Source organism: Alistipes provencensis (genome assembly GCF_900083545.1).
Classification (GTDB): Bacteria; Bacteroidota; Bacteroidia; order Bacteroidales; family Rikenellaceae; genus Alistipes; species Alistipes provencensis.
Window position 1 is genome coordinate 2,110,766 of sequence record NZ_LT559262.1, and the last position, 24,166, is coordinate 2,134,931.

The window sequence follows — 24,166 nt, forward strand, 5'->3', positions numbered from 1 at the left end:
AGACGACGATGAAAAGAATATATTATCGGATACTGGCAGTTGCCGCAGTTGGTGCGATGTGCTCGTGCAGCGATTTCCTCGATCCCTATCCCAGCGCCATCCGCTCGGAGGATTACATCCTGACCAACCCGACGACCATGCAGGGTCTCATCGGCAAGTGCTACGACTACATGGCCCAGAACTACAACGACAACGAGGGCGCCTACCTCGACTGCGCCACGGACAACGCCGTGCGCACCTCGACGACCGATGTCCTGCGGCGTTTCGCCGTCGGCGTCACCAGCCCCACGAACGACCCGTTCGAGACCTATTGGGACCGCGACTACAAGGGCATCTACAACGTCAACATGTTCCTTAAGGACAACCGCGGGCTGAACATGCGTTACATGCTCGACGACCACCTCGACGAACTGCTCCGTAACCGCCTCTGGGGCGAGGCCTACGCCCTGCGCGCGTGGTTCCAGTGGGACCTGCTGCAAAAGTTCGGCGGACGCGGCACCGACGGCCGTCTGCTGGGTTATCCCATCCTGCTCGAACCCGTGCGTGTCTGGGAGATGTCGCCCGAGGAGATGCGCGACCTGCGCTTCGAGCGGAACACCTACGACGAGTGCGTGGCGCAGATCGTGCGCGACTGCGACTCGGCCTACAAGTACCTGCCGATCGCGCACCGCGATTTTCTGGTGCCGAACGCCGACGACCGCCGGGTGATGGGCGCCCAGAACTGGGGCCGTCTCGACGGCATCAGCACCGTGGCCATCAAGGCGCAGCTCTACCTCACATGGGCCAGCCCGCGCTTCAACCCCGACGGCGACGTGGAGCGCTGGCGGAAGGCCGCCGAATGCGCCAAGGAGGTGATGGATTTCAAGATGACGGTGGACAACGTCGCCGGCGGTTTCTCCGTCGGCCGGCAGGTCGACTGGTGCGACCCCAACAACCCCGAGATCGTCTACGGCTCGCGCTACAAGTCCTCGAACGACGACATGGAACGCGCTTTCTATCCGGGCGGTTTTCAGGGCAACGGTGCGATGGGCGCCACGCAGGAGCTGGTCGACGCCTTCGGCATGGCCGACGGCTATCCGGTCGGCGAGTCGCCCAACTATGCCTACGATCCCGCGAATCCCTACCTCAACCGCGACCCGCGTTTTTACAGCGTGATTTTCTACAACGGCCGTTCGGTGGTTACGGGACAGACGGGCAAGACCTACAGTTTCGAGAACTGGTCCAACGGCGGCAAGGACGCAGCCGGCACCAGCTCGAAGAACTCGCTGACGAACTACCATATCAAAAAGTTCGTCTACATGGGCCTCAACTGGTCCGAGACCTCGGTCAACAAGATGCCGCACTCGAAGTTCTTCATCCGCTGGGCCCACATGGTGCTGGCCTTCGCCGAGGCGGCCAACCGGGTCGGCGGCCCCAACGCCCCGATCGACGGTCTGACGGCCCGCGAGGCCATCGCCTATCTGCGCAGCCGCACGACCTACGACGGTGCCGAGGGCATCAAGGCCGATCCCTATCTGGAGCAGATTTCGCTGGCCGGCAAGGAGGCTTTCGACAAGTTCCTGCGCAACGAGCGCCGTATCGAGACCTGCTTCGAGGGCACATGGTTCTTCGACCTGCGACGCTGGACGACGACGCTCGGCGAGTTGAACCGCGAGGTGCACGGCGTGCAGGTTACGCGCCAACTGAACGGCGACTTCGTGTATGACTTCAACCATGCGGTCGAAAAGCGCTCGTTTACATCGGCTTACCTCCCGATCCCCTACAAGGAGATGCTCAACGTCAAGGGCCTCGTGCAGAACGAAGGCTGGGAGAACTGGCAGTAAATCACAACCTGAAAAAACAGTAAGACAATGAAAAAATACCTGTTTATATTGTCTGCAACCTGCGCATTGACATCGTGTTACGACGATTATGTAAAGGATAACGACACGCAGGCCGTGGGTTTTGCCAACCAGACCGACGTCCGCTCGGTCATCGTGGGCGAGGGCATGAAGTTCTCCACGGGCGTGGCGCTGGGCGGCACGATCGAGAACTCCGTGGACCGTCCGATCAGTTTCGAGATCGACTATTCGCTGGTCAGCGACGCCACGCTGCAGGCGATGAAGACCCACGTCTTCTCCTACATCCAGAACCTCACCAAGCCGCTCGGTTCGCTCGAAGCGCTGTCGGCCGAGGAGTATAAGCTGCTGCCCGAGGGCGGCACCGACGGCCGTGTGACGATCCGTCAGGGCTCGCATCTGGGGCAGATCTTCATCAAGATCGACTCGGTGAAGTTCCTCGCCGACGCTTCGCGCACGCTGCCCAAATATGTGATTCCCCTGCGCCTGACCGACGGCAACGGCACCGACCTGATGGCCGACAAAGCCACCTCGGTGATCGGCGTGCGGTACGAGAACATGCTCTTCGGCAACTACTGGCACGGCGGCGAGACCGTCGTGACGGACGCTTCGGGCGCGGAGGTCAACCGCATAGCCTATTACACGACCGTTCCGCAGCCCGAGACGCGCGTCTGGACGCTGACCACCGTGGCGCCGTTTGAATTGACGGCCAACGCCGTGGGCGGCGAGTTGAACGGCTCGAAAGCCCAGCTTACGCTGACGCAGGGCGAAAGCGGGGCGATCACGGTGAGTGCCGCGGACGGCGCCGACTATGCGGTCGAGGCCGACGGCGACTGCTCGTTCAACCGGGCCAAGCTGTTGCAGAACCGCAGGATTTACCTCAAGTACAAGTATGTAAAAGAGGGGCTGACCTACCACGCCACCGATACGCTGACGTTCCGCAACCGCGTGCGCGACGGCGTGAACGAGTGGCAGGACGAGAACTCCGGTAACTACGAATAGCCGTATGAAACGACTCATGAACAGACTGACGCTTCTGGCGGCCGCTGTGCTGGCCGTCGGAAGCCTCGCGGCCAAGGCTCCGGAGTACCGGCAGGTCGAGGCCCGGGAGAATGCGCAGAAGCCCGAGTGGAAGAGCTACGAGGCGAAGACCGTCGACCGCCTTCCGGGTTTCAACTGTCGGAAAAGCGACCCCAGACAGAGCGTCTACGGCGGCTGGATGGTCGACCGGCAGGAGGCTACCGGGTTCTTCCGCACGCAGAAGATCGGCGACCGCTGGTGGCTGATCGATCCCGAGGGATGGCCCTACATCCATAAAGCCGTGGCCGTCTTTACGACGGGCGGTTCGGACCGCCAGAAGAAGGCCCTCGAAGAGAAGTTCGGAACGCCCGCGGCATGGGCCGCCGACCAGCAGGAGATGCTGCGCCGCTACGGTTTCAACGGGCTGGGCGCGTGGTCGGACGTGAACACGGTCCGCGAGTCGGAGCATCCGATGCCCTACACGGTGATCGTGAACCCGATGGGCATGTACCGCGGACAGCACCGCAGGCACTTCGGCGGCAAGTACAAGCAGGCCGGATGGCAGGGTTACCGCTTCGATCTGGCGATGGTCTTCGATCCGGGGTTCGACGCCGTGATCGACCGGGCTATCGCGCCCATCGCCAAATACCGGGACGACAAGTACCTGCTGGGCTATTTCACCGACAACGAGCTGCCGTGGGTCAACGACGCGCTGGACCGCCACCTGACGCTGCTGGCGCACGACGAGGATGCCTACATCGCCGTCCGCAAGTGGTATGACGAGCGCAAGGGCGTGAAGGACGCTCCGGCGGGTGAGATCACCGATGCCGACCGCAAGGCGTTTCAGGCCTTCTATTTCGACACCTACATGCGCAAGGTCACCGAGGCGCTCCGCAAGTACGACTCCAACCACCTCTATCTGGGCTGCCGCTTCAACCAGCACCATCAGGAGATGGCCAGTCCGGAGATCTTCGCCGTGGCCGGCAAGTACATGGATGTGATCTCGATCAACCACTACCGGCTGTGGGAACCCAACGCCGCGTGGATGGCCAACTGGGAGAAGTGGTCGGGCAAACCGTTCATCATCACCGAGTTCTACACCAAGGGCGAGGATTCGGGGCTGCCCAACAACACCGGCGCCGGATGGAACGTCCGCACGCAGGCCGACCGCGGCTGGTTCTACCAGAATTTCGTGACGGAGCTGCTGCGCAGCGGCAACTGCGTGGGCTGGCACTGGTTCACCTACATGGACAACGATCCCCAAAACCTGAAGACCGACCCCTCGAACCGCGATTCGAACAAAGGTGTGGTCAACTGGGCCTTCGAGCCTTACACCGTACTGTTGGACGAGATGAAGCAGTTGAACGACTGCACCTACCGGCTGATCCGCCATCTGGACGCGGAGAAGGCTGAAGAAAACCGAAAAACGACCAAATAGCCATGAATAAATCGCTGAAATACCTGCTTTTGATCGCAGCCGCCGCACTGCTGGCCGCCGGCTGTACGGAAGACAAGACCTATGCGCTGCCCGAGGTTTATCCCTCCGACGGGGGCGACACGCCTTCGGACGTGGAACCGCCCCACGAGGTGCGCGCCCGCAAGAACAAGACCTCGGCATGGGGCGACTACCTCGCCTACACGGTCGACCGCATCCACGGCTTTACGCCCGGCGAAGACCCCGTCACCGACAAGTACGGCGGCTGGAAAGTCTCCTCGCTGCAGGCGACCGGCTTTTTCCGCACGCAGCAGATCGGCGGACGCTGGTGGATGATAACCCCCGAAGGCAACCTCTACATCTGCAAGGGCGTGGCCGTGTTCAGCGCCGGCGGTTCGGACCGTCAGCAGGCCAAGCTGCAGGAGAAGTTCGGGTCGACCTCGGAGTGGGCCCGTCAGGAGACCTCGATGCTCAAGGCCCGCGGGTTCAACGGACTGGGTGCGTGGTCCAACGTGGAGACCGTGCGCAAGCTCACCGAGCCGATGCCCTACACGGTGATCGTCAGTCCGATGGGCAAGCTCAACAGCTACATCAAATCCTCGGGCGAAGAGGCCGGGGCGAGCTGGTCGGGCTGGGAGGGTTATCCCAACGACTTTGCGATGGTCTTCCACCCCAAGTTCGACGAGTATGTCGAGAGCGAGATCTCGACCATCTCCAAGTACAAGGACGATCCCTACTGCATCGGCTATTTCACGGACAATGAGATTCCGTGGAAGGACTATGCGCTGGACCGCTGTCTGGAGAAGTGGCCCGAGACGCACATCAACCACAAGAAGGCTCAGGAGTGGCTCGACCAGCGCAAGGGCAAGACCGGGGCGAAGCTCTCCGAAGCTACGGCCGCCGACCGCCGGGCTTTCATCGCCTACTGTCTGGAGATCTATTTGGAGAAGGTGACCAAGGCGATCAAAAAGTACGATCCCAACCACCTCTATCTGGGCTGCCGCTTCAATCAGTGGAACTACGAACTGGTGAACGACGAAATGTTCAAGACCGCCGGCAAGTATATGGACATCCTCTCGATCAACCACTATCAGAAATGGGAGCCCGATGCACAGGCCGTGCAGAACTGGGGCGCGTGGTCCGGGAAGCCGTTCTTCGTGACGGAGTTCTACACCAAGGGCGAGGATTCGGAGCTGCCGAACACCACCGGCGCCGGATGGAACGTCCGCACGCAGGCCGAGCGCGGCTATTTCTACCAGAATTTCGTGCTGAAACTCATCGAGAGCAAGGTTTGCGTCGGCTGGCACTGGTTCACCTATCAGGACAACGATCCCGAGAACCCGAACACCGACCCCTCGAACCGCGACTCGAACAAGGGCATGGTGACTTGGGATTTCCAGTACTATTCGCCCCTGCTGGACAACATGGAGGAGCTGAACGGCAATGTCTATCAACTGACCCGCTTTTACGATGCGCAATAAAACCGACCGATTATGAAAACCCTGTTGAAATCAAAAATAATTCTGCTGCTGGGCATCGTGGCGCTGTGGGGCTGCGAGGAGGATGTGACCCCGCTGCAGCACACTGCGCCGCAGGTAACGTTCCCGGTGCAGGAGACCTCGCTGACGGCCGTCGTCGGCGATCCGGTGGAGTTCCGGGCCGACATCGAGAGCGGCGACAAACTCACCTGCGGATGGTATGTCGACGGGACGCTCGAAGCCTCGACCCCCGGAATGACCTATACCTTCAGCGCCCCGGGCGACTACGAGGTGCGCTTCGAGGCCCGCAACGGCGCCGGGAAGATCGAGAAAAGCTATGCCGTGGAGGTCTCCGACGTGCTGGAGATGCACCTTTCGGTGGGCGACTCGACGCGCATCGTGCGCCGGCAGCTCGACATCCTGAAAGTGATGGCCATCGTCGACGCCGGATCGAACGTCACTCACGAGTGGAAAGTGGATAACGTGGTGAAGTCGGACAAGGCTTATTTCGACACGTTCGACCTGCCCGAAGCCAAGGTCTACACCGTGGCCTACACGGGTAAGAATGCGACGGGAACTTTCCAAAAGAGTTTCGAGGTGCAGGCCACGGAGCGCCCGCTGGAGATCAGTTTCTCGAACGAGGACGCGACGATCCCCTGCAAGGAGGGAGCTGTCGTGGAGATCATCGCCACGGTGAAATACGGCGGCACGGGCGTGCAGCACGAATGGAAGGTGGACGGTGTGACGGTCTCGACCGATGCCGTGTTCAGCCGGGCGTTCGAGAACGGAGGTCCCTACACGATCGCCTACCACGGCGTGAACTCCAAGAATGAGACCGTGGACCGCACATGGACTGTGACGATCGTGCCGTCGGGTGCGCTCTTCGAGCATTTCGAGGATTATACCGAGCTGCCCAAGTGGTGGACCCTGAAACAGAACGATCCGGGTATCCAACTGGCCGACAACCCCAAGCCCGAGGGTATCAATACCAGCCTGAAGGTACTCAGCGACAAGGTGAACGGTACGGGCGGCACGTCGGGTTATTTCGACCTGAAGCTGAAGGATATCCCGGTCGACAAGATCGACGTGACGAAGTACACGGGCATCCGGTTCAAGGTCTATCTGGGCAAGAACAAGTATTATCCCCGTGTGGAGTACGCCGGAACCAAGTATGCTTCGGTAAGCAAGCCGCAGTTCAAGGACGAGTGGGAGGTGCTGGAGTACCGGTTCGGTTCGAACCTCGATGCGACGAAGAATCTGACGTTCCGTCCGCTGCTGCAGGAGAACGGCAGCAATATCGCCTCGGGAGCCGTGACCGAAACCAACACCCGCACGGTGTATATCGACGATATCGAGTTCTTAGAGTAACCTGAAATGCGAAAAACGATGAAAAAGATAATTTGGATGCAGGCCGTCCTGCTGATGGGACTAACTGCGCTGTGGGGATGCGGCGACGACGACACGACGGGCGAGCAGCCGGCCGTCATGCCGCAGGTGACCTTCCCCGTCACGGAATCCGCCGTGTCGGCCTATGTCGACGACGCCGTGCGTTTCGAGGCGGTGATCGAGAGTCCCGGGCCGCTCAGTTGCAACTGGTTCGTCGACGGAAAACTGATGGCCTCGACGGCCTCGATGACCTATGTGTTCCGGGCCAAAGGCACCTATGACGTGCATTTCGAGGCTTCGAACACGGTCGGAAAGGTCGAGAAGGACTATTCGGTGACGGTCGAGGGCTCGCCCCTCGGGATCGAGTTCTCGAACGAGGAGGAGACCATCTCCTGCCTGCCGGGCGAGGAGGTGCTCATCACGGCCACGGTCGTGGCCGGGGACAAGGATGTCGTTCACGAGTGGAAGGTCGGCGGCGATGTCGTTTCCTCGACCGCCGAGTTCAAGCACACGTTCGACCGGATGGGGTCGTACACGGTGACCTACCGCGGCGTGAATGCCGACGAGGTGTCGGTGAACCGTGAATGGACCGTGACGGTCGACGAACTGCCGCTGGAGATCGAATTCTCGGTGACCGATGCCACGATCCCCTGCGTGCAGGGCAGCGAGGTCGCTATTACGGCGACGGTGAAGAACGGCGGAACGGGCATCGTCCACGAGTGGAAGGTCGGCGACGATGTGGCTTCGGAGACTGCGGAGTTCAAGCGGAAGTTCGACGAGGTAGGCACCTTTACCGTGACTTATAAAGGCAAGAACGGCAAGGGCGAGGAAAAAACTTCGTCGTGGACGGTCGGGGTCGAGGAGAAACCGTTGGAGATCGAGTTTTCGAAGGCCGACGGTTCGACGCTCCGGAGTGCCGCGGGTGACGAGGTGGTCATCACGGCGACGGTGAAGGGCGGCGGAACGGGCCTCGTGCACGAGTGGAAGGTCGGCAGCGACGTGGTGTCGGCGACTGCGGAGTTCAGGCATACGTTCGACGCCACGGGAACCTTTACCGTGACCTATAAGGGCAAGAACGCCAAGGGCGAGGAGAAAACCGCCTCGTGGACGGTCGAGGTGAGCGAAGCGGGTGCCGGCTATATGTTCGAGAATTTCGAGAAGCGCGATGTAATGCCCGGGCATTTTATCAACGGAAACGCTGCGATAGAGGGCACGACTTTGCAAGAGAATCCTTACAAAACGGCTACCAACCCCAGCAACAAGGTGCTCCGCGATTTGTTGCTGAAAGAAAGCCCAACCTCCGGATTCTTCGACATGGGATTCTCGCATCTGACCGACCGGGCAAAATACCGGGCAATCCGCGTGAAGGTTTACCTTGGAAAGAATCTCTATTATCCGCATATGCAGATCAATACGCTGCCCAACGGTAAGAAGAACAAGCTGCCCAGCAAGATCAACGGACAGCCGTTCACAAGCTCGATGACTGCGGAAGACTGGAAGGCGTTGATCAAGACTGATGACTGGAACGTGCTTGTTTACGACCTGATCGACTGCGGATATCAAACGGACAACGGTAGCGCCGTGACGAATTTCGGGAATATCACGACCGTACAGTTCCGTCCGTTGTCGAACTTCAATGGCGATGGCGTGAGTGGCCGCGACGAAGTGACCAACAACCGAACCGTCTATTACGACGATTTCGAGTTCCTCGAATAAGCGGGAGAATACCCGACCCTTTGCGGCCTCCGTCCTGTGACGGGCGGAGGCCGTTTTATGACTCAACAAAAAAAGGCACATTAGTTACGATGAACAGAAAAGCAATCGCCCTGTGGCTGCTCGTGGCGGCGGCGGGTCTGGCGGGATGTTCCGACCGGGAGGTCTACAGGGACCCCGCGGCGGGAGTCGAAGACCGCGTGGAGGACCTGTTGGGACGCATGACGCTCGAAGAGAAGGTGATGCAGGTCACGCAGTGGACCTATGGAAAGAACATGAACGTCAATAACGTCGAGACCCAGACCAAGGCCGTGAGCCCGATGATCGGCTCGCTGCTCTACCGCAGCACCAGTCCGGCGTATTACAACCGGATTCAGCGCAAGGCGGTGGAGGAGTCGCGGCTCGGGATTCCGATTCTGTGCGGCTTCGACGTGATCCACGGCTACCGCACGATCTTCCCGATTCCGCTGGGGCAGGCCTGCTCGTGGAACGAGGCGCTGGTCGCGGAGTCGTGCCGCATCGCGGCGCGCGAATCGCGGCTGTCGGGCGTGCACTGGACCTTTTCGCCGATGGTCGACGTGGCGCGCGACGCCCGCTGGGGCCGCGTGTCGGAGGGTTACGGCGAAGACCCCTACCTGAACGGGATGATGGGTGTCGCGGCGGTGAAGGGTTATCAGGGCGACGACCTGACGGACGGCGGAGCGATCGCCGCCTGCCTGAAACATTTCGTGGGCTATGCCCATTCCGACGGAGGCCGCGATTATCACTACACCGAAATCTCCCCGCAGACGCTGTGGGATACGGCGCTCCCGCCGTTCGAAATGGGGGTGAAGGCCGGCGCCGCGACGGTGATGAGCGCCTTCAACGACATTTCGGGCGTACCCGCGTCGGCCAACCGCTACACGATGACCGACATCCTGCGCGGGATGTGGGGCTTCGACGGCCTCGTGGTCTCGGACTGGGACGCCGTGAAGCAGCTCGTCGCGCAGGGCGTGGCCGCCGACCGCGCCGAGGCTGCGGCCAAGGCGATCACGGCCGGGCTGGACATGGACATGGTGGACGATGTCTACCGGGAGAACATGGAGGAGCTGGTCAACAGCGGACGGGTGCCGGAAAAGGTGCTGGACGAAGCCGTGCGGCGCATCCTGCGTGTGAAATTCCGCCTCGGGCTGTTCGAGAACCCCTATATCGAGGAGCTGCCCGACCAGCAGCGTTACCTTTCGACCGAAGCGCGCGCCGCGGCGCGTGAACTGGCGGCCGAGAGCATGGTGCTGCTGAAGAACCGGGGCGAGACGCTGCCCGTCGTGGGCGATGTGCGGCGCATCGCGCTGATGGGCCCGATGGCCGACAACCGCGCGGACCTGATGGGCTCGTGGTGGGGGCAGGGCGAGGCCGACGACGTGGTGACGATCCTCGAGGGCGTGAAGGCCGAGTTTGCCGGAAAGGCCCGGATCGACTATGTGAAAGGGTGCGATTTCGACGGCGAGGACCGTTCGGAGTTCGCCCGGGCCGCGGCCGCGGCCCGCGGGGCCGATCTGGTGGTGCTCTGCATGGGCGAGAAGCGCAACTGGAGCGGCGAGAACGCCTCGCGAGCCAGCCTTGCGCTGCCGGCGATTCAGGAGGAGTTCGTGCGCGAAATGGCCCGCACGGGACGGCCCGTCGTGGTGCTGCTCTCGTCGGGGCGTCCCGTGGACGTGCGCGGCATCGAGCCTGCGGCCGACGCGCTGGTCGAAATCTGGCAGCCGGGGACCGAGGGCGGCAGCGCCGTGGCGCAACTGCTTTCGGGCAAGGTCAACCCCTCGGGGCGTCTGGCCATTACGTTCCCGGTCTGCGCCGAGCAGCAGCCCGTCTACTACAACCAGCGGCAGGCGGCGCGTCCCAAGTCGGGGCGTTACCAGAACCTGCAGCACGAGCCGATGTATCCGTTCGGCTACGGGCTGAGTTACACGACGTTCGATTACGGGACGGTGCGGCTCGACCGCGAGACCCTGCGCCGCGGCGAACGGCTGACGGCCGAGGTCGAGGGGACCAACGGCGGGGCGATGGACGGCAAGGAGACCGTGATGTGGTTTCTTTCGGACCCGACGGCCTCGATATCGCGCCCTGTGCGTGAACTGAAATACTTCGAGAAGCAGTTCATCCCGGCGGGCGAAAGCCGCGTGTTCCGTTTCGAGATCGACCCCGAGCGCGACCTGTCGTTCCCCGACCACACGGGTAAGCGGCTGTTGGAGAACGGCACGTTCTACCTGCATGTGAACGGGCAGAAAGTGAAATTCGAACTGATTTAGTAACTTTGCGAACCTACGCAGTATCGGCCGACAGTTGAAAGTCCGGGATTGTCCGTGCCCCGACCGGGCGCAATGTACGCCATCTCCCTCCCTGAGGGAGGGTTGGGGTGGGGTCAGATTTGCAAATGACGCCAAAGGCGGCAGGAACGGCGGTCGACAGCGATTGGGGCATGAATTATATAACTTGAAAATTATGAAGAACCTACTATCAATTCTGGTGCTGGCAGGATGCTGTGCGGCGCTGCCCGCGGCGGCGGGGGAGGAGGCTCCCGCACCGCAGATCGTCAACGTCGCCGACCGCGAAACCATGTCGCTCGATGGACTCTGGAAAACGATCGTCGACCCGTATGAGAACGGCTACTACGACTATCGCCGCAAACCGCTGAAAGACGCTATGTCCTACTTTGCCGACGACGATTTCGACAAGGACCGCACCAAGCTCTTCGAGTACAATTTCAACACCGACCGCACGCTGCTCGTGCCGGGCGACTGGAACACCCAGCGTCCCCAGCTCTACTACTACGAGGGTACGGTCTGGTACCGCAACCTGTTCGACTACAAGCCCCGCACGGACCGACGCGCGTTCCTCTATTTCGGGGCCGCGAACTACGAAACGATCGTGGGACTGAACGGCCGCAAGATCGGTAAGCACGTCGGCGGCTACACGCCCTTCAACTTCGAGATCACCGACAAGGTGCGGGAGGGGCAGAACTCGTTGGTGGTGAAGGTCGACAACAAGCGGCTGGCCGAGGGCGTCCCGACGCTCAACTCCGACTGGTGGAATTACGGCGGGCTGACGCGCAGCGTTATGATCGTCGAGACGCCGCTGACCTTCATCCGCGACTATTCGGTGCAGTTGAAAAAGGGCGAGCCGCAGGTGATCGCCGGCTGGGTGCAGCTCGACGGCGCCGAGGCCGAGCAGACGGTGACGGTGGAGATTCCCGAACTGAAAATATCGAAACGGGTCACGACCGACGCCAACGGTTATGCGGCGTTCGAAATGAAAGCCAAACCGGTCTATTGGTCGCCCGAGAATCCGAAACTCTATGCCGTGCGGATCGCCGCCGAGACCGACTCGGTGAATGACCGCATCGGCTTCCGCACGATCGAAACCCGGGGCACGAAGATTCTGCTCAACGGCAAAGAGGTATTCTGCCGCGGCGTGTCGATCCACGAGGAGGCGCCCTACGGCATGAGCGGCCGCGCTTTCTCCGAAGAACAGGCCCGCATCCTGCTGGGATGGGCCAAGGAGATGGGCTGCAACTTCGTGCGGCTGGCGCACTATCCCCACAACGAGGCGATGGTCCGTGCGGCCGAGGAGATGGGGCTGATGGTGTGGTCGGAGATTCCGGTCTACTGGACGATCCAGTGGGAGAATCCCGCGACCTATGCCAATGCCGAGGCGCAGTTGGCGGACATGATTACGCGCGATAAGAACCGCGCCAACGTGGTGATCTGGTCGGTGGCCAACGAAACCCCGCACGGCGAGGCGCGCCTGAAATTCCTGCGGTCGCTCATCGCCAAGGCCCGCAGCATGGACGACACCCGGCTGGTGAGCGCCGCCATGGAGAAGACCCGCCTGAAGCCCGACCTGCTGACGGTGAAGGACGATCTGGCCGATCTGGTGGACCTTATCAGCTTCAACCAGTATGTCGGCTGGTACGACGGCGAGTCGGAGAAGTGCGACCGGGTGAACTGGACTTTCGACCTCGAAAAGCCGGTCTTCATTTCGGAGTTCGGCGGCGGGGCGGTTTACGGCCGTCACGGCGAACGCACGGAGCGTTTCACCGAGGAGTACATGGAGGACCTCTACGAGCGCAGCGTCGACATGTTCAAGCGGATGCCCGGGCTGGCCGGGACCACGCCGTGGGTGCTGAAGGATTTCCGTTCGCCGCGCCGCCAGATGGTCGGCATTCAGGACGACTTCAACCGCAAGGGGCTCGTTTCGGATCAGGGAGGCAAAAAGAAGGCTTATTTCGTCATGCAGCGCTGGTATGACGAGTTGGAGAAGCAGTACCAATAAAATCGGTGCCGGGACATGCGCTTTGTACGTCAGTCCCGGCAGCGATTCGCCGCCCGGTAATTCCGGGCGGCTTTTTTTCGTTCCCGATATCGAAAATTTCCCGAAATTTCGTATCTTGTCGGATGGATAGAGAAACCGAGTATGCGTAAATTGATCCTCTTTTTGCTGTTTCTGAGCTGGAATTTCCCCCCCCCCGGCGACTGCCGCCGCGCCTCCGGCTCAAATGGTATTTAAACACTTGGGCATCAGTGAGGGTTTCAACCAAACCAACGTAACCACCCTTTATCAGGACGAGAACGGCACGATCTGGGCCGCGGGCGTCGGCGGCGTGGTCCGCTACCGCGGATTGCAGACCGAGGAGCCGCTGATGTCCGAAGGTGCCGCGGAGCTGTTCCGCCCGATGAACGTCAAGGGCATCTACGGCGAGCAGAACGGCCTGATCTATTTCTACCAGCTTCGCAATATCGTCGAATACGACCTGCGGCGGGAGACCTTCCGGCCGCTCTTCACCGATTCTTTGCTCGACAGCCGTTCGATTTCGGCCGCGACGGTCCGCGGGGGCCGCGTCTATGCCGCCGCCGGGGACCGCATCGTGGTCGCCTCGCCTGACGGGAAATGCAGCCAGTTGCTGCTGCCCCCGATGAGCGAGGTCTCGGCGCTGGCCTGCACGGCCGGGGGCGTGCTCTATGTCGGGACGCTCCATTCGGGTTTATACCGCCTCGATGAACGCGGCACGGCGGAGTGCATCCTCCCGACGGCCTCGAAGATCAGCAGTCTGTTCGAGGACAGCCGCGGCGATTTGTGGGTCTGCACCCGCAGCGAGGGGCTTTACCGCCTCGACGCCGGGGGCGGCGTGCGGCGTTTCGTCCACGATCCGCGCCATCCCGAGGGGCTGGCGGACAACTATGTGCGCTGTATCTGCGAGGACAGCGAGGGCCGGATGTGGATCGGCATGATGTTCGGACTGGACTGCTACGACCCCGCGTCGGACCGTTTCTATCACTTCGGACGTTCGGATAATCCGCTTTACGGCATGCGCAACCTGACGGTGGAGTGCATCATGCGCGACCGCCGGGGTGCGATCTGGTTCGGGTCGTTCTATACGGGAATCTCCTATTTCCATCCCCACGAGGCGCTGTTCCGCGTGGTCCCGATCGAGGGCGAGGACACGACGTGGACCATCGTCGCCGACGTGACGCTCGACCGCCGCGGCGACCTCTGGGCCGGAACCTCGGACAAGGGACTCTACTTCTACGACCGTGCGCGCCGCCGGGGACGCTTCTTCAACATGGGCAACAGCGGCATCCCGAGCAACAACGTCAAGAGCATCCGCTACGACGCCGAACGCGACCAGTTGTGGCTGGGAATGTTCATGGGCGGCGTCTGCGTCTACGACATTCCTTCGGGGCGTTTCGAACGCCTGAAGATCACCGATCAGGGCGGCGGGCTGGAAAATATCGAGATCGTCCACAGCCTTTCGCGCGAGGGCGATGCGATCTACGCCGGGACCTATGCCGGGGTTTACCGCATCGACATGAGGACCCGCCGTGCGGAGCGCATCCTGAACCAGCAGCGGGTGTTCAACGTGCTGAGCGGCGGCGACGGGTGGCTCTATGTGGTGACGGGGCAGGTGAATTTTAGGGTCTACCGCCGCGACGAGGCGGGTCTTTACCAGCTCTATTTCAACCGCGTCGTGCAGCAGGACATGGTGACCTCGCTGTTCCGCGACGACCGCGGACGGGCATGGGTCGGGACGACCCGCGGCGGGGCGCTGCTGTTCGACCGCGACCGGAAGGAGTTCGTGACCTATGACCGGGCGGCCTGCGGCATTGCGAGCGACTATGTGAGCTCCATTGCGCAGACCCCCTCGGGGCTGATGGTCTTCGGGACCAATGCCGGGATGTCGCTGGTCGATGCGGACAGTCTCCGCAGCGAGAATTTCAACATCCGCAACGGATTTCCGCTGCTGTCGCTCGAGAACGGCTGCCTGTGGCGCGGCGAGGGGGACGAGATGCTGGCGGGCGGCGTCGACGGCATCGTGTCGTTCACGGGGCAGGACCTCGTCCGTGCCGGGCGTGTGCCGCAGTTATTCTTCGCGTCGCTCTCGGTGAACGAGCATCCCGTGCGGGCCGGCGACCGGACCGGCATTCTGGACGAGGCGATGGCCTACACGAAGTCGATTTCGCTGGGACATAAATACAACATCGTGGACATCGCTTTCGGGACCGACAACGCCGCGGATTTCAACCTCGGCGACTATCAGTACAAGCTCATCGGCTACGACGAGGCGTGGCGTCCGCTGCCGGGCAATAACATCCGCTACATGAACCTCCCGCCGGGGCGTTACCAACTGGCCGTGCAGAGCCGTCCGACCCGCCTGCTCGACGGCGGCGGGCGCATCGAACTCGACATCCGGGTCTACCCGCCGTTCTACGCCAGCATCTTCGCCTACATCCTCTATGTGCTGCTGATTATGCTCATCACGGCGTGGGTGGTCCGCTACTACTACACGAAAAAGCAGTTGGAGCAGTCGCTGGCCATGGAGCGTATGGCCCGGGAGCAGCAGGAGCGCATCACGCAGTGGAAACTGGTCTTCTTCACCAACATTTCGCACGAGTTCCGCACGCCGCTGACGCTGATTCAGGGACAATTGGACCTGCTGGCGCGGCAGGAGCTGCCGGGGGTGCTGAAAGGTTACCTGATGAGCGTCCGCCGCAACGCCCTGCGGCTGCGCGATCTGGTCAACGAGCTGATCGACTTCCGCAAGCAGGAGCAGGGATACATGTCGCTCAAGGTGAGCCGGCAGGATCTGGTGGCCTATCTGGCCGAGGTGTGCGGCACCTTCGAGGAGTACAGCGGCATCCGCGGGGTGGAGCTGGACTATGTGCCCGGGATGGCGCGGCTGGAGCTGCCGTTCGACCCCGTGCAGTTGCAGAAAGTCTTCTACAACCTGATAAGCAACGCATTCAAGCATACCGACCGGGGCGGCCGGATCACGGTGACGCTCGCGGCGGACGACGCGCAGGCCGTGGTGAAGGTGGCCGATACGGGCCACGGCATCGAGGAGAAGTTCTTCGCGGCGATCTTCGAACGCTTCTACCACAACGAGGCCGACACGCAGGACGCCGGGGTCGGCATCGGGCTGGCCCTCTCGAAAGGCATCGTCGAACTGCACGGCGGAGGGATCGGTGTCGAGAGCGAGGTGGGCGTGGGCTCGACCTTCACGGTGACGCTCCTGCTGAATCCCGATTTCAGCGGCAATTCCAACGTCGAGGTGGTCGAAAAGCAGGAATATCCCCGTCCGGCACCCGTGGCCGACTATCTGCCCGCTCCCGAACGGATTCCGGGGTCGGAGGAGCTGCCGCGCCTGCTGGTCGTCGAGGACGACGACGAGCTGCGGAGCATGTTCGGCACCATCTTCTCGCAGTATTACCGCGTGACGCTGGCCCCCGACGGCGAGGAGGGACTGCGGCTGGCGCGCGAGGAGCAGCCCGACCTGATCGTGAGCGACGTGCTGATGCCCGGGATGTCGGGAACGGAGCTGTGCGCGGCGGTCAAGCGCGATTTCGGGACCTGCCACATTCCCGTGATCCTGCTCACGGCGCTCTCGTCGCCCGAGCAGCGTATCACGGGGCTCGAAAGCGGCGCCGACGACTATGTCTCGAAGCCCTTCGACATGGACGTGCTGATGGCCAAGTGCAACGGCATGGTGCGCAACCGCCGGCTGTTGCAGCGCAAATTCCTCGAAGGAAATTCCGGACCCGCGTCGGAGACGCTTTCGGGCAATCCGATGGACGAGGCTTTCGTGCGCAAGACGCTGGCGCTGATCGGCGACCATCTCGACAGCGAGTCGCTGGGTGTCGGGATGCTGAGCCGCGAACTGGCCCTGAGCCGCACGGCGCTGTTCGCCAAGATCAAGGGCGTCTTCGGGCAGACTCCCACCGAACTGATCCAAGGCATCCGCCTGCGCGAAGCCGCACGGATGCTGGCCGAATGTCCCGAGCTGAAGATCGCCGAGATCGCCGACCGGGTGGGCATCAATTCACTGCAATATTTCGGCAAACTCTTCAAGGCGCGCTTCGGCTGCACGCCGTCGGAATACCGCGCGGCACCCGGAGAGAGCCGGGAGGGCGCCTGACGAACCTCCGGCCGCGATGAAAAAAAGCCCCGCTTTACAAGCGGGGCTTTTGCGTGTCAGGCGAAGAGGTCGTTGAGCGTCTCGCTCATGCTCGGGTGGGTGTAGACCGAGTTGCTCAGCTCGCGGGCCGTGATGCCGTGCTTCATGGCCAGTGCGACGGTGTTGATGACCTCGCTCGACTCGGGCCCGAAGAGCGTACAGCCCAGAATTAGGTCCGTTTCGGCATCGATCACCGCTTTGAAAATCCCTTCCGCGGGTCCCAGAATCCGGGCGCGGGGGATTGTGGAAACCGCAATCTTCGTGACCCGGATGTCGAGCCCCGCTTTCCGGGCCTCGGCCTCGTGCATCCCGACGTGCGACAGGGGCGGGGCGATGAAGACCGAGTAGGGGACCGGCCCCCGGTTGGCCGTGGTGCGGCCACCGTCGCCGAAGAGTTCGTCGCGGATGATGCGGTAGTCGTCGAGCGAGATGTAGGTGAACTGGAGTCCGCCCGTGACGTCGCCGATGGCGTAGATGTTCGGCGCGGAGGTGTGCAGGTGTTCGTCTACCCGGATCGCGCCGCGTTCGTCGGTTTCGACTCCGGCCGCCGCGAGGTTCAGCCCTGCGGTGGCGGGCCGCCGGCCCGTGGCCAGCAGGACGCCGCCGGCCCGTGGCCAGCAGGACGGCGTCGGCTTCGACGGCGGTGTCGGCGCTCTCCTGCGTGACGGCGGCAATCACGCCTTCGGCCGTGTCGCGGAACGAGTTCACCCGGACGTTCAGCCGGAATTCGACGCCCTGCTTTTCGAGCACTTCGCGGACGCCGGCGGCGATGTCGCGGTCCTCGCGGGGGATCAGCTCCGGGAATCCTTCGAGCACCGTGACCCGGGAACCGAACGAGGCGTACATCGAGGCGAATTCCAGTCCGATATAGCCGCCGCCTACGATCACCAGATGCTGCGGCAGGCGTTCCAGCTCCATGATCGAGGTGCTGGTGTAGACTCGCCGGCTTTCGGCGATGCCCGGGATGGGCGGAAGCGCCGTTTCGGCCCCGGTGTTGATGACGATGTGTTTTCCGCCGATCTCCAGCGTGCCGTCGGCGGTCTTCACCTCGACGGTTTCCGGGGAGAGGAAACGCCCCTCGCCCGTGTAGACGTCGATGAGGGGGTTGTCGGCCAGTTTGTGGTAGTTCTTGTCGCGGAGCAGGCCGACCAGCGCGGTTTTCGAGGCGACGGCCTCGCGGTAGTAGGCCCGCTGCTGGTCTGCGGTCAGCGGATGCCCGGCAGCCGCGAGGGCGGCGCTGTGGATCAGGGCCTTGGTCGGGATGCAGCCGATGTTGATGCAGGTTCCCCCGTACATTTTGTCCGAGCGTTCGACCATGGCGACGCTCCATTGGTGTTGGGCCAGTTCGGCGGCGAGGGTCTTGCCTCCTTTGCCGAAGCCGATGATGACGGCATCATACTTTTTCATAATTTTCCGTATTTAGGACTCCGGGTCTCCCGGGCGCTGTTTATAATGCAAAGGTCGTAACTCCGCGGCCGCGGAACAATGGCCGGAGCGCCGCAGATGTTGGCGAAAATTCCCGTCGGGCAAATTCCGTGCGGAAACCGCCTTTTACAAAAATAATTAAAATGAGGCAGGGGTGGTCACCCGCGGGCCGAATTGCCCATATCGGGGACCGATCGGGGGATGGGAAAAAGAGATACGCCGCAAAAAATGCGGCGTATTTATAAGTATAGGGGCAGTGCCTTACGCCTGCGGGAGCAGCGGTTAGGATCAGAAACGCTTTGGCCTGTGGTTGCCCTTAAAACAGGCGTCTTACACCTGCGGGAGCAGCGGTTGGGATCAGAAGCGCTCTTAATCTATGGTTGCCCCTAAAACAGGCGTCTTACGCCTGCTGCATGGCTTTGGCGATGCCTTCGGCGATCTGGTCGATGGCGCCCTGCAGCTTGCCGCCGACCATCATCTTCATCATCATGTTCAGCTCGATGTGCAGGACCAGCCGCATGCGTGTGTCGGTCTCCGAGACCTTGTGCAGTTGAATCCAGAAGGCGAAATCCATCGGAATTCCTCCGTCGTCGCCTACGATCTTGACGTGTTTGGGCGCCTCGCGCTCCTCCATGCGGAGGCGGACGGTGAAGCCCTTGGCCTTGAACGAGCAGGTGTCCTCCGTGGCCTGCCACTCCTCGACCCGGTCGGCGACGGCCGGCGTGAGGTTGTCGAAGCGGCTGATGACCGCATAAATCTGTTCCGCGGGACGCAGAATCTGGTGTTGTTTCGATGTGTACTCTTGCATTTCTAAGGATTGTGACGGATGGGATGTGTATTAATCGATTTCGAACGTGCGGGCCGTGTCGCTGTCGACGGTGATGCGCACCGTCATCACGTTGTCGGGCAGCAGTGGCTCGATCTTCTCGGGCCACTCCACCAGACAGAGGTCGCCCGAGTAGAAGTACTCCTCGTACCCGAAGTCGAATGCCTCGCGCAGGTCGTTGATGCGGTAGAAGTCGAAGTGATGGATGCGGCGGTTGCCCTCGCCCTTGTACTGGTTGACGATGGCGAACGTGGGGCTGGTGACGGTGTCCGTGGCACCCAGCTCGGCCGCGATCTCGCGGATGAGCGTGGTTTTGCCGGCGCCCATCTCGCCGCGGAAGGCCACCACCGTGCGGCGGCCCAGCGAGCGGATGACCGCCCCGGCGACCTGCGGGAGTTCGTCCTGCGAGGTGATGTGAATGGTTTTCATTTATTTCTTGGGCTTTAAAACGATGTACGGCACGATCATCTCCTCCATCGAGATGCCGCCGTGCTGGAACGTGTTGCGGTAGTAGCGGATGTGGCGGTTGGCGTCGTTGTTGTAAACCAGAAAATCCGTGTTGTAGGCGAAGATGTAGCTCGACGTGAGGTTGCTCGACGGAAGCTGCACGTCCTCGGGTTTGAGAATCTCGTACACCTCGCGGGAGTTGTAGGCCAGATTGCGGCCCGTCTTGTAGCGCAGGTTGGCCGAGGTCTCGCGGTCGCCCGTGACCTTCACGGGGTTGTCCACGCGGATGGTGCCGTGGTCCGAGGTGATGACCACCGTGTGGCCCCGCTCGGACAACAGGCGCAGGATGGTGTAGAGGTCCGAATGTTCGAACCACGAGCGCGTCAGCGAGCGGAAGGCCGCTTCGTCCTCGGTCAGTTCGCGGATGATGTCGGTCTCGGTACGCGCGTGCGAGAGAATATCGAGGAAGTTGTAGACGATCACCGAGAAGTCGGCGTCGTAGACCTTTTGTATATTGTCCACCAACTTGCGGCCCTGCTCCGGGCGCACGAGCTTGTCGAACGAGAACTTCCACGACTTGCCGTTCTGACTCATCAGCCGCTTCAGGAACTCCTCCTCGTACTGGTTCTTGCCGCCCTCCTCGTTGTCGTTGAGCCACTTGTTGGGCATCAGCTTGTCGATGGCCAGCGGCATCAGCCCCGCGAAGATCGCATTGCGGGCATACTGCGTGGCCGTGGGCAGGATGGCGCAGTAGAAATCGTCCTGCGCCACGTCGTAATAACCCCTCAGCAGCGACGAGATCGAGCGCCACTGGTCGTAACGGAAGTTGTCGATCAGCAGCAGCGTGGTCTTCGGGTTTTCGTCGGCCACGGGGAAGATCTTGGTGCGCATGAGCGTGTGCGACATCACGGGGGTGTCGTCCGCGCGTTTGTTGATCCAGTTGTAGTAGTTGCGGCGCACGAACTTGCAGAACTCCTGATTGGCCTCGGTTTTCTGGTAGGCCAGCACCTCCTTGATGCTCTGGTCGGAGGATTCGCCCAACTCGATCTCCCATGTGGCGATCTTGCGGTAGATCGAACACCAGTCCTGAAACGTATCGGCCATTTGCAGCGACGAGGAGATGCGCCCGAATTCCGAACGGTAGTCGGCGGTGGTCTGCTCGGTGACGAGCTGCTGCTGGTGAACGTTCTTCTTGATCGAGAGCAGCACCTGATTGGGGTTGACGGGCTTGATGAGGTAGTCGGCGATCTTCGAACCCACGGCCTTGTCCATGATGTTCTCCTCCTCGCTCTTGGTGACCATGATCACGGGGGTCGTGGGACGCACCTCCTTGATCTGGGGAAGGGTTTCGAGCCCCGTCATGCCGGGCATCATCTCGTCGAGGATAATCAGGTCGTAGGCGCCTTCCGAGGCCATGTCTATCGCGTCGTATCCGTTGTTGCAGGTGTCCACTTCATAACCCTTCTGCTGCAGGAACAGCACATGGGGTTTCAGCAGTTCGACTTCGTCGTCCACCCAGAGTATTTTGACCATACCGTTGTCGGAATTAAAGTTTGCAAAATTAACGATTTTATTATCAAACGCAAAATACGCACGGTTTATTGGACGCGGGGCCGGTTTTATCTCTCGGTGTGTAGTATGTCATTGGTATGCAGTGTGTTGTATCTTTTCGGGCGGGGCCGGCCGCAGGAGGTATTGATACGAGGGTGCAGAATATTTTGATTTTGGTCCGGGATTTGCCCGGTATTTGTTATCGTGTTGTGAGCGTGTGAACTACGGCGGCGCATGAAAAAAATGAAAAAATAATGCGGTTTGTTGGCGGATATGTAAATAAAACGTATATTTGCAGTCCGAATTGAGCAGAACTTAATTTAAAATCATATAGATATGACAAAGGCAGATATCGTAAGCGAAATCGCTAAGAGCACCGGCGTTGAGAAGGTGCAGGTGCAGGCTATCGTCGAGGCTTTCATGGACAGCATCAAGACGTCGCTCACCCAGAAGAACAACGTGTATCTCCGCGGATTCGGCAGCTTCATCGTGAAGAAACGCGCCAAGAAGGTTGCCCGCAACATCTCGAAGAACACGACGATCACCATTCCCGAGCACAACATCCCCGCTTTCAAGCCCGCCAAGAGCTTCGCAGCGAAGGTGAAATAATCACGGATAAATAAAGAACCTCTAAAATCTAAGGACTATGCCAAACGGAAAGAAGCATAAGCGTCACAAGATGGCTACCCACAAGCGGAAGAAACGTCTTCGTAAGAACCGCCATAAGAAAAAATAAGCAGGGTAGCACCTTTGTGCTAGACGATAGATAAAGCTAAAGGGGCCCAGGGTTCTTTTAGCTTTACCTGTTTTTTTGCGATTTTCAGTTTTCAGGGTGTTTTATGTGTCCGCGCCGCTTGCCGGATGCTTTCCGATACCCGCCCCGGCCGGGATTCCCGGCATCTATTTTTCCCATTGGAGTTCGCCGCCACTTCACGCCAAAATGCGGTCCAGTACTAATTTTCACACTCCGCGCCCGGAGCCCCGGTGCGCGATACACGATAGATGAACAGAGAATTAATCGTTAACGTAAACCCGACCGAGATATCCATCGCGTTGTGCGAGGACAAGGTGCTCGTCGAGCTCAACAAGGAGCAGTGCCAGACGGGATTCGCCGTAGGGGACATCTACCTCGGGAAGGTGCGCAAGATCATGCCGGGTCTGAACGCGGCATTCGTCAACATAGGGCACGAAAAAGACGCCTTTATCCACTACCTCGACTTGGGAACGCAGTTTCCCTCGCTGCAGAAGCTCGTCGCCTCGCAGCAGCCCGGAAAACGGGGCCTGCGGGTCGAGAGTATGAAGCTCGAGCAGCCTGTCGAGAAGACCGGGAAGATCGGCGAATACCTTCAGGTGGGGCAGCAGATCATGGTTCAGGTGGCCAAGGAGGCCATTTCGACTAAGGGCCCGCGCCTGACGGCCGACATTTCGCTGGCCGGCCGCAACGTGGTGCTGGTTCCCTTCACCTCGAAGGTGTTCCTCTCGCAGAAAATCCGCTCGGCGGACGAGAAGAAGCGCCTGAAACGCATCGCCGCGGCGGTGCTGCCGAAGAACTTCGGCGTCATCATCCGCACGGCGGCCATGGAGGCCAAGGACGAGGACATCGAGCACGACATCCAGACCCAGATCGACCGCTGGCGCAAGACCTGCGCGGCGATCAAGAAAAATGCGGCGTCGGCCCCGGCGCAGTTGATGAGCGAGATGAACCGGGCCAACACGATCATCCGCGACTCGCTGAACGGCTCTTTTTCGCAGATCGCCGTCGACGACGAGGCGATGTTCAACGACATCCGCAACTACATCCGCCAGATCGAGCCCGAGAAGGAGAAGATCGTCAAGCTGTACAAGGGCAACGTACCCATCTTCGACAACTTCGATATTTCGAAGCAGATCAAGTCGCTGTTCGCCAAGTATGTGTCGCTGAAGCGCGGCGCCTACCTCATCATCGAGCACACGGAGGCCATGAACGTCATCGACGTCAATTCGGGCAACCGCACCAAGGCCGAGGACAATCAGGAGCAGACCGCCATGGATGTGAACCTTGCCGCGGCGAAGGAGATCGCCCGCCAACTGCGTCTGCGCGACTTGGGGGGTATCGTCATCATCGACTTCATCGACCTGCACAAGGCGCAGAACAAGCAGGCGCTGTTCGACGAGATGGTCCAACTGATGTCCACCGACAAGGCCAAGCACACGGTGCTGCCGCTGACGAAGTTCGGCCTGATGCAGATCACCCGCCAGCGGGTGCGCCCGGTGGCCGTCGAGAGCGTTTCGGACGTTTGTCCGACGTGCAACGGCACGGGCAAGATCGAGCCGACGGTGCTGCTGGACAAGAAGATCGAAAACCAGATATCGTTCCTCACGCAGGACCGCGGGCAGAAGTTCATCAAACTGGTGGTGAGCCCCTATGTGGCGGCCTTCCTCCGGAAAGGACTGCTGTCGCTGCGCCGTCGCTGGGAGTGGAAATACAAGGTGCGCCTCGAGATCGCCGAGGACCAGAGCGTCGGCATCGTGGAGGTGCATTACCACGACAAGAAGGACAACGACCTGATAACGAAATAA

General features: G+C 61.0%; 14 protein-coding genes and 1 pseudogene. 11 read left to right on the forward strand and 4 right to left on the reverse strand.

Annotation, left to right across the window (positions count from 1 at the left end; genetic code table 11):
- Positions 1-8 precede the first annotated feature (8 nt).
- The 9 genes from BN5935_RS08355 (at position 9) to BN5935_RS08395 (ending at position 17,319) form a co-directional block, all read left to right on the forward strand.
- On the forward strand, positions 9-1,823 hold the full coding sequence (locus tag BN5935_RS08355; protein WP_064975704.1) for a RagB/SusD family nutrient uptake outer membrane protein: 1,815 nt from the start codon (positions 9-11) through the stop codon (positions 1,821-1,823).
- A 27-nt stretch (positions 1,824-1,850) separates the two neighbouring features.
- On the forward strand, positions 1,851-2,840 hold the full coding sequence (locus BN5935_RS08360; protein WP_064975705.1) for a DUF1735 domain-containing protein: 990 nt from the start codon (positions 1,851-1,853) through the stop codon (positions 2,838-2,840).
- Positions 2,841-2,844: 4 nt separating this feature from the next.
- Positions 2,845-4,296 carry a hypothetical protein gene (locus BN5935_RS08365; RefSeq protein WP_235821049.1) on the forward strand — a complete coding sequence of 484 codons (1,452 nt, stop codon included), beginning with the start codon at positions 2,845-2,847 and terminating at the stop codon, positions 4,294-4,296.
- A gap of 2 nt (positions 4,297-4,298) precedes the next feature.
- Entirely contained in the window at positions 4,299-5,774 is a 1,476-nt protein-coding gene (locus BN5935_RS08370; RefSeq protein ID WP_064975707.1) for a hypothetical protein, read from the forward strand.
- 12 nt (positions 5,775-5,786) lie between these two features.
- The gene (locus tag BN5935_RS08375) at positions 5,787-7,139 is read left to right on the forward strand and encodes a PKD domain-containing protein (RefSeq protein WP_064975708.1); all 1,353 of its coding nucleotides are present in this window, start codon (positions 5,787-5,789) and stop codon (positions 7,137-7,139) included.
- A gap of 18 nt (positions 7,140-7,157) precedes the next feature.
- Positions 7,158-8,873 (forward strand): PKD domain-containing protein, encoded by a 1,716-nt coding sequence (locus BN5935_RS08380; RefSeq protein WP_235821050.1) that lies wholly within the window; start codon positions 7,158-7,160, stop codon positions 8,871-8,873.
- 89 nt (positions 8,874-8,962) lie between these two features.
- Positions 8,963-11,158, forward strand: a complete 2,196-nt coding sequence (locus BN5935_RS08385; protein ID WP_064975710.1) for a glycoside hydrolase family 3 N-terminal domain-containing protein — start codon at positions 8,963-8,965, stop codon at positions 11,156-11,158.
- A 193-nt stretch (positions 11,159-11,351) separates the two neighbouring features.
- On the forward strand, positions 11,352-13,181 hold the full coding sequence (locus BN5935_RS08390) for a glycoside hydrolase family 2 protein (RefSeq protein WP_082944067.1): 1,830 nt from the start codon (positions 11,352-11,354) through the stop codon (positions 13,179-13,181).
- A 223-nt stretch (positions 13,182-13,404) separates the two neighbouring features.
- A complete protein-coding gene (locus tag BN5935_RS08395) occupies positions 13,405-17,319 on the forward strand; it encodes a two-component regulator propeller domain-containing protein (RefSeq protein ID WP_064975712.1) in 3,915 nt (1,304 codons plus the stop codon).
- 56 nt (positions 17,320-17,375) lie between these two features.
- Here the strand turns inward: BN5935_RS08395 and BN5935_RS08400 are convergent.
- The 4 genes and pseudogenes from BN5935_RS08400 to porX all read right to left on the reverse strand — a co-directional run bounded on the left by BN5935_RS08400 (position 17,376) and on the right by porX (position 21,589).
- Positions 17,376-18,765, reverse strand: a pseudogene (locus BN5935_RS08400) (FAD-dependent oxidoreductase).
- Positions 18,766-19,183: 418 nt separating this feature from the next.
- On the reverse strand, positions 19,184-19,591 hold the full coding sequence (locus tag BN5935_RS08405; RefSeq protein ID WP_064975713.1) for an SRPBCC domain-containing protein: 408 nt from the start codon (positions 19,589-19,591) through the stop codon (positions 19,184-19,186).
- Between the two features lie 30 nt (positions 19,592-19,621).
- Positions 19,622-20,038, reverse strand: a complete 417-nt coding sequence (gene tsaE / locus BN5935_RS08410; protein WP_064975714.1) for a tRNA (adenosine(37)-N6)-threonylcarbamoyltransferase complex ATPase subunit type 1 TsaE — start codon at positions 20,036-20,038, stop codon at positions 19,622-19,624.
- The gene (porX, locus tag BN5935_RS08415; protein WP_064975715.1) at positions 20,039-21,589 is read right to left on the reverse strand and encodes a T9SS response regulator signal transducer PorX; all 1,551 of its coding nucleotides are present in this window, start codon (positions 21,587-21,589) and stop codon (positions 20,039-20,041) included.
- Positions 21,590-21,943: 354 nt separating this feature from the next.
- On the opposite strand from porX, the gene BN5935_RS08420 reads away from it, so the two are divergent.
- Both BN5935_RS08420 and BN5935_RS08425 read left to right on the forward strand, forming a co-directional pair.
- Positions 21,944-22,216: an HU family DNA-binding protein gene (locus BN5935_RS08420; protein WP_019149670.1), complete on the forward strand. Its 273-nt coding sequence runs from the start codon at positions 21,944-21,946 to the stop codon at positions 22,214-22,216.
- Between the two features lie 393 nt (positions 22,217-22,609).
- A complete protein-coding gene (locus BN5935_RS08425; RefSeq protein ID WP_064975716.1) occupies positions 22,610-24,166 on the forward strand; it encodes an Rne/Rng family ribonuclease in 1,557 nt (518 codons plus the stop codon).

Coding starts and splice junctions, on each gene's coding strand:
- BN5935_RS08355 (WP_064975704.1), top strand. CDS start 9: ATGAAAAGAATATATTATCGGATACTGGCAGTTGCCGCAGTTGGTGCG.
- BN5935_RS08360 (WP_064975705.1), top strand. CDS start 1,851: ATGAAAAAATACCTGTTTATATTGTCTGCAACCTGCGCATTGACATCG.
- BN5935_RS08365 (WP_235821049.1), top strand. CDS start 2,845: ATGAAACGACTCATGAACAGACTGACGCTTCTGGCGGCCGCTGTGCTG.
- BN5935_RS08370 (WP_064975707.1), top strand. CDS start 4,299: ATGAATAAATCGCTGAAATACCTGCTTTTGATCGCAGCCGCCGCACTG.
- BN5935_RS08375 (WP_064975708.1), top strand. CDS start 5,787: ATGAAAACCCTGTTGAAATCAAAAATAATTCTGCTGCTGGGCATCGTG.
- BN5935_RS08380 (WP_235821050.1), top strand. CDS start 7,158: ATGAAAAAGATAATTTGGATGCAGGCCGTCCTGCTGATGGGACTAACT.
- BN5935_RS08385 (WP_064975710.1), top strand. CDS start 8,963: ATGAACAGAAAAGCAATCGCCCTGTGGCTGCTCGTGGCGGCGGCGGGT.
- BN5935_RS08390 (WP_082944067.1), top strand. CDS start 11,352: ATGAAGAACCTACTATCAATTCTGGTGCTGGCAGGATGCTGTGCGGCG.
- BN5935_RS08395 (WP_064975712.1), top strand. CDS start 13,405: ATGGTATTTAAACACTTGGGCATCAGTGAGGGTTTCAACCAAACCAAC.
- BN5935_RS08405 (WP_064975713.1), bottom strand. CDS start 19,591: ATGCAAGAGTACACATCGAAACAACACCAGATTCTGCGTCCCGCGGAA.
- tsaE (WP_064975714.1), bottom strand. CDS start 20,038: ATGAAAACCATTCACATCACCTCGCAGGACGAACTCCCGCAGGTCGCC.
- porX (WP_064975715.1), bottom strand. CDS start 21,589: ATGGTCAAAATACTCTGGGTGGACGACGAAGTCGAACTGCTGAAACCC.
- BN5935_RS08420 (WP_019149670.1), top strand. CDS start 21,944: ATGACAAAGGCAGATATCGTAAGCGAAATCGCTAAGAGCACCGGCGTT.
- BN5935_RS08425 (WP_064975716.1), top strand. CDS start 22,610: ATGAACAGAGAATTAATCGTTAACGTAAACCCGACCGAGATATCCATC.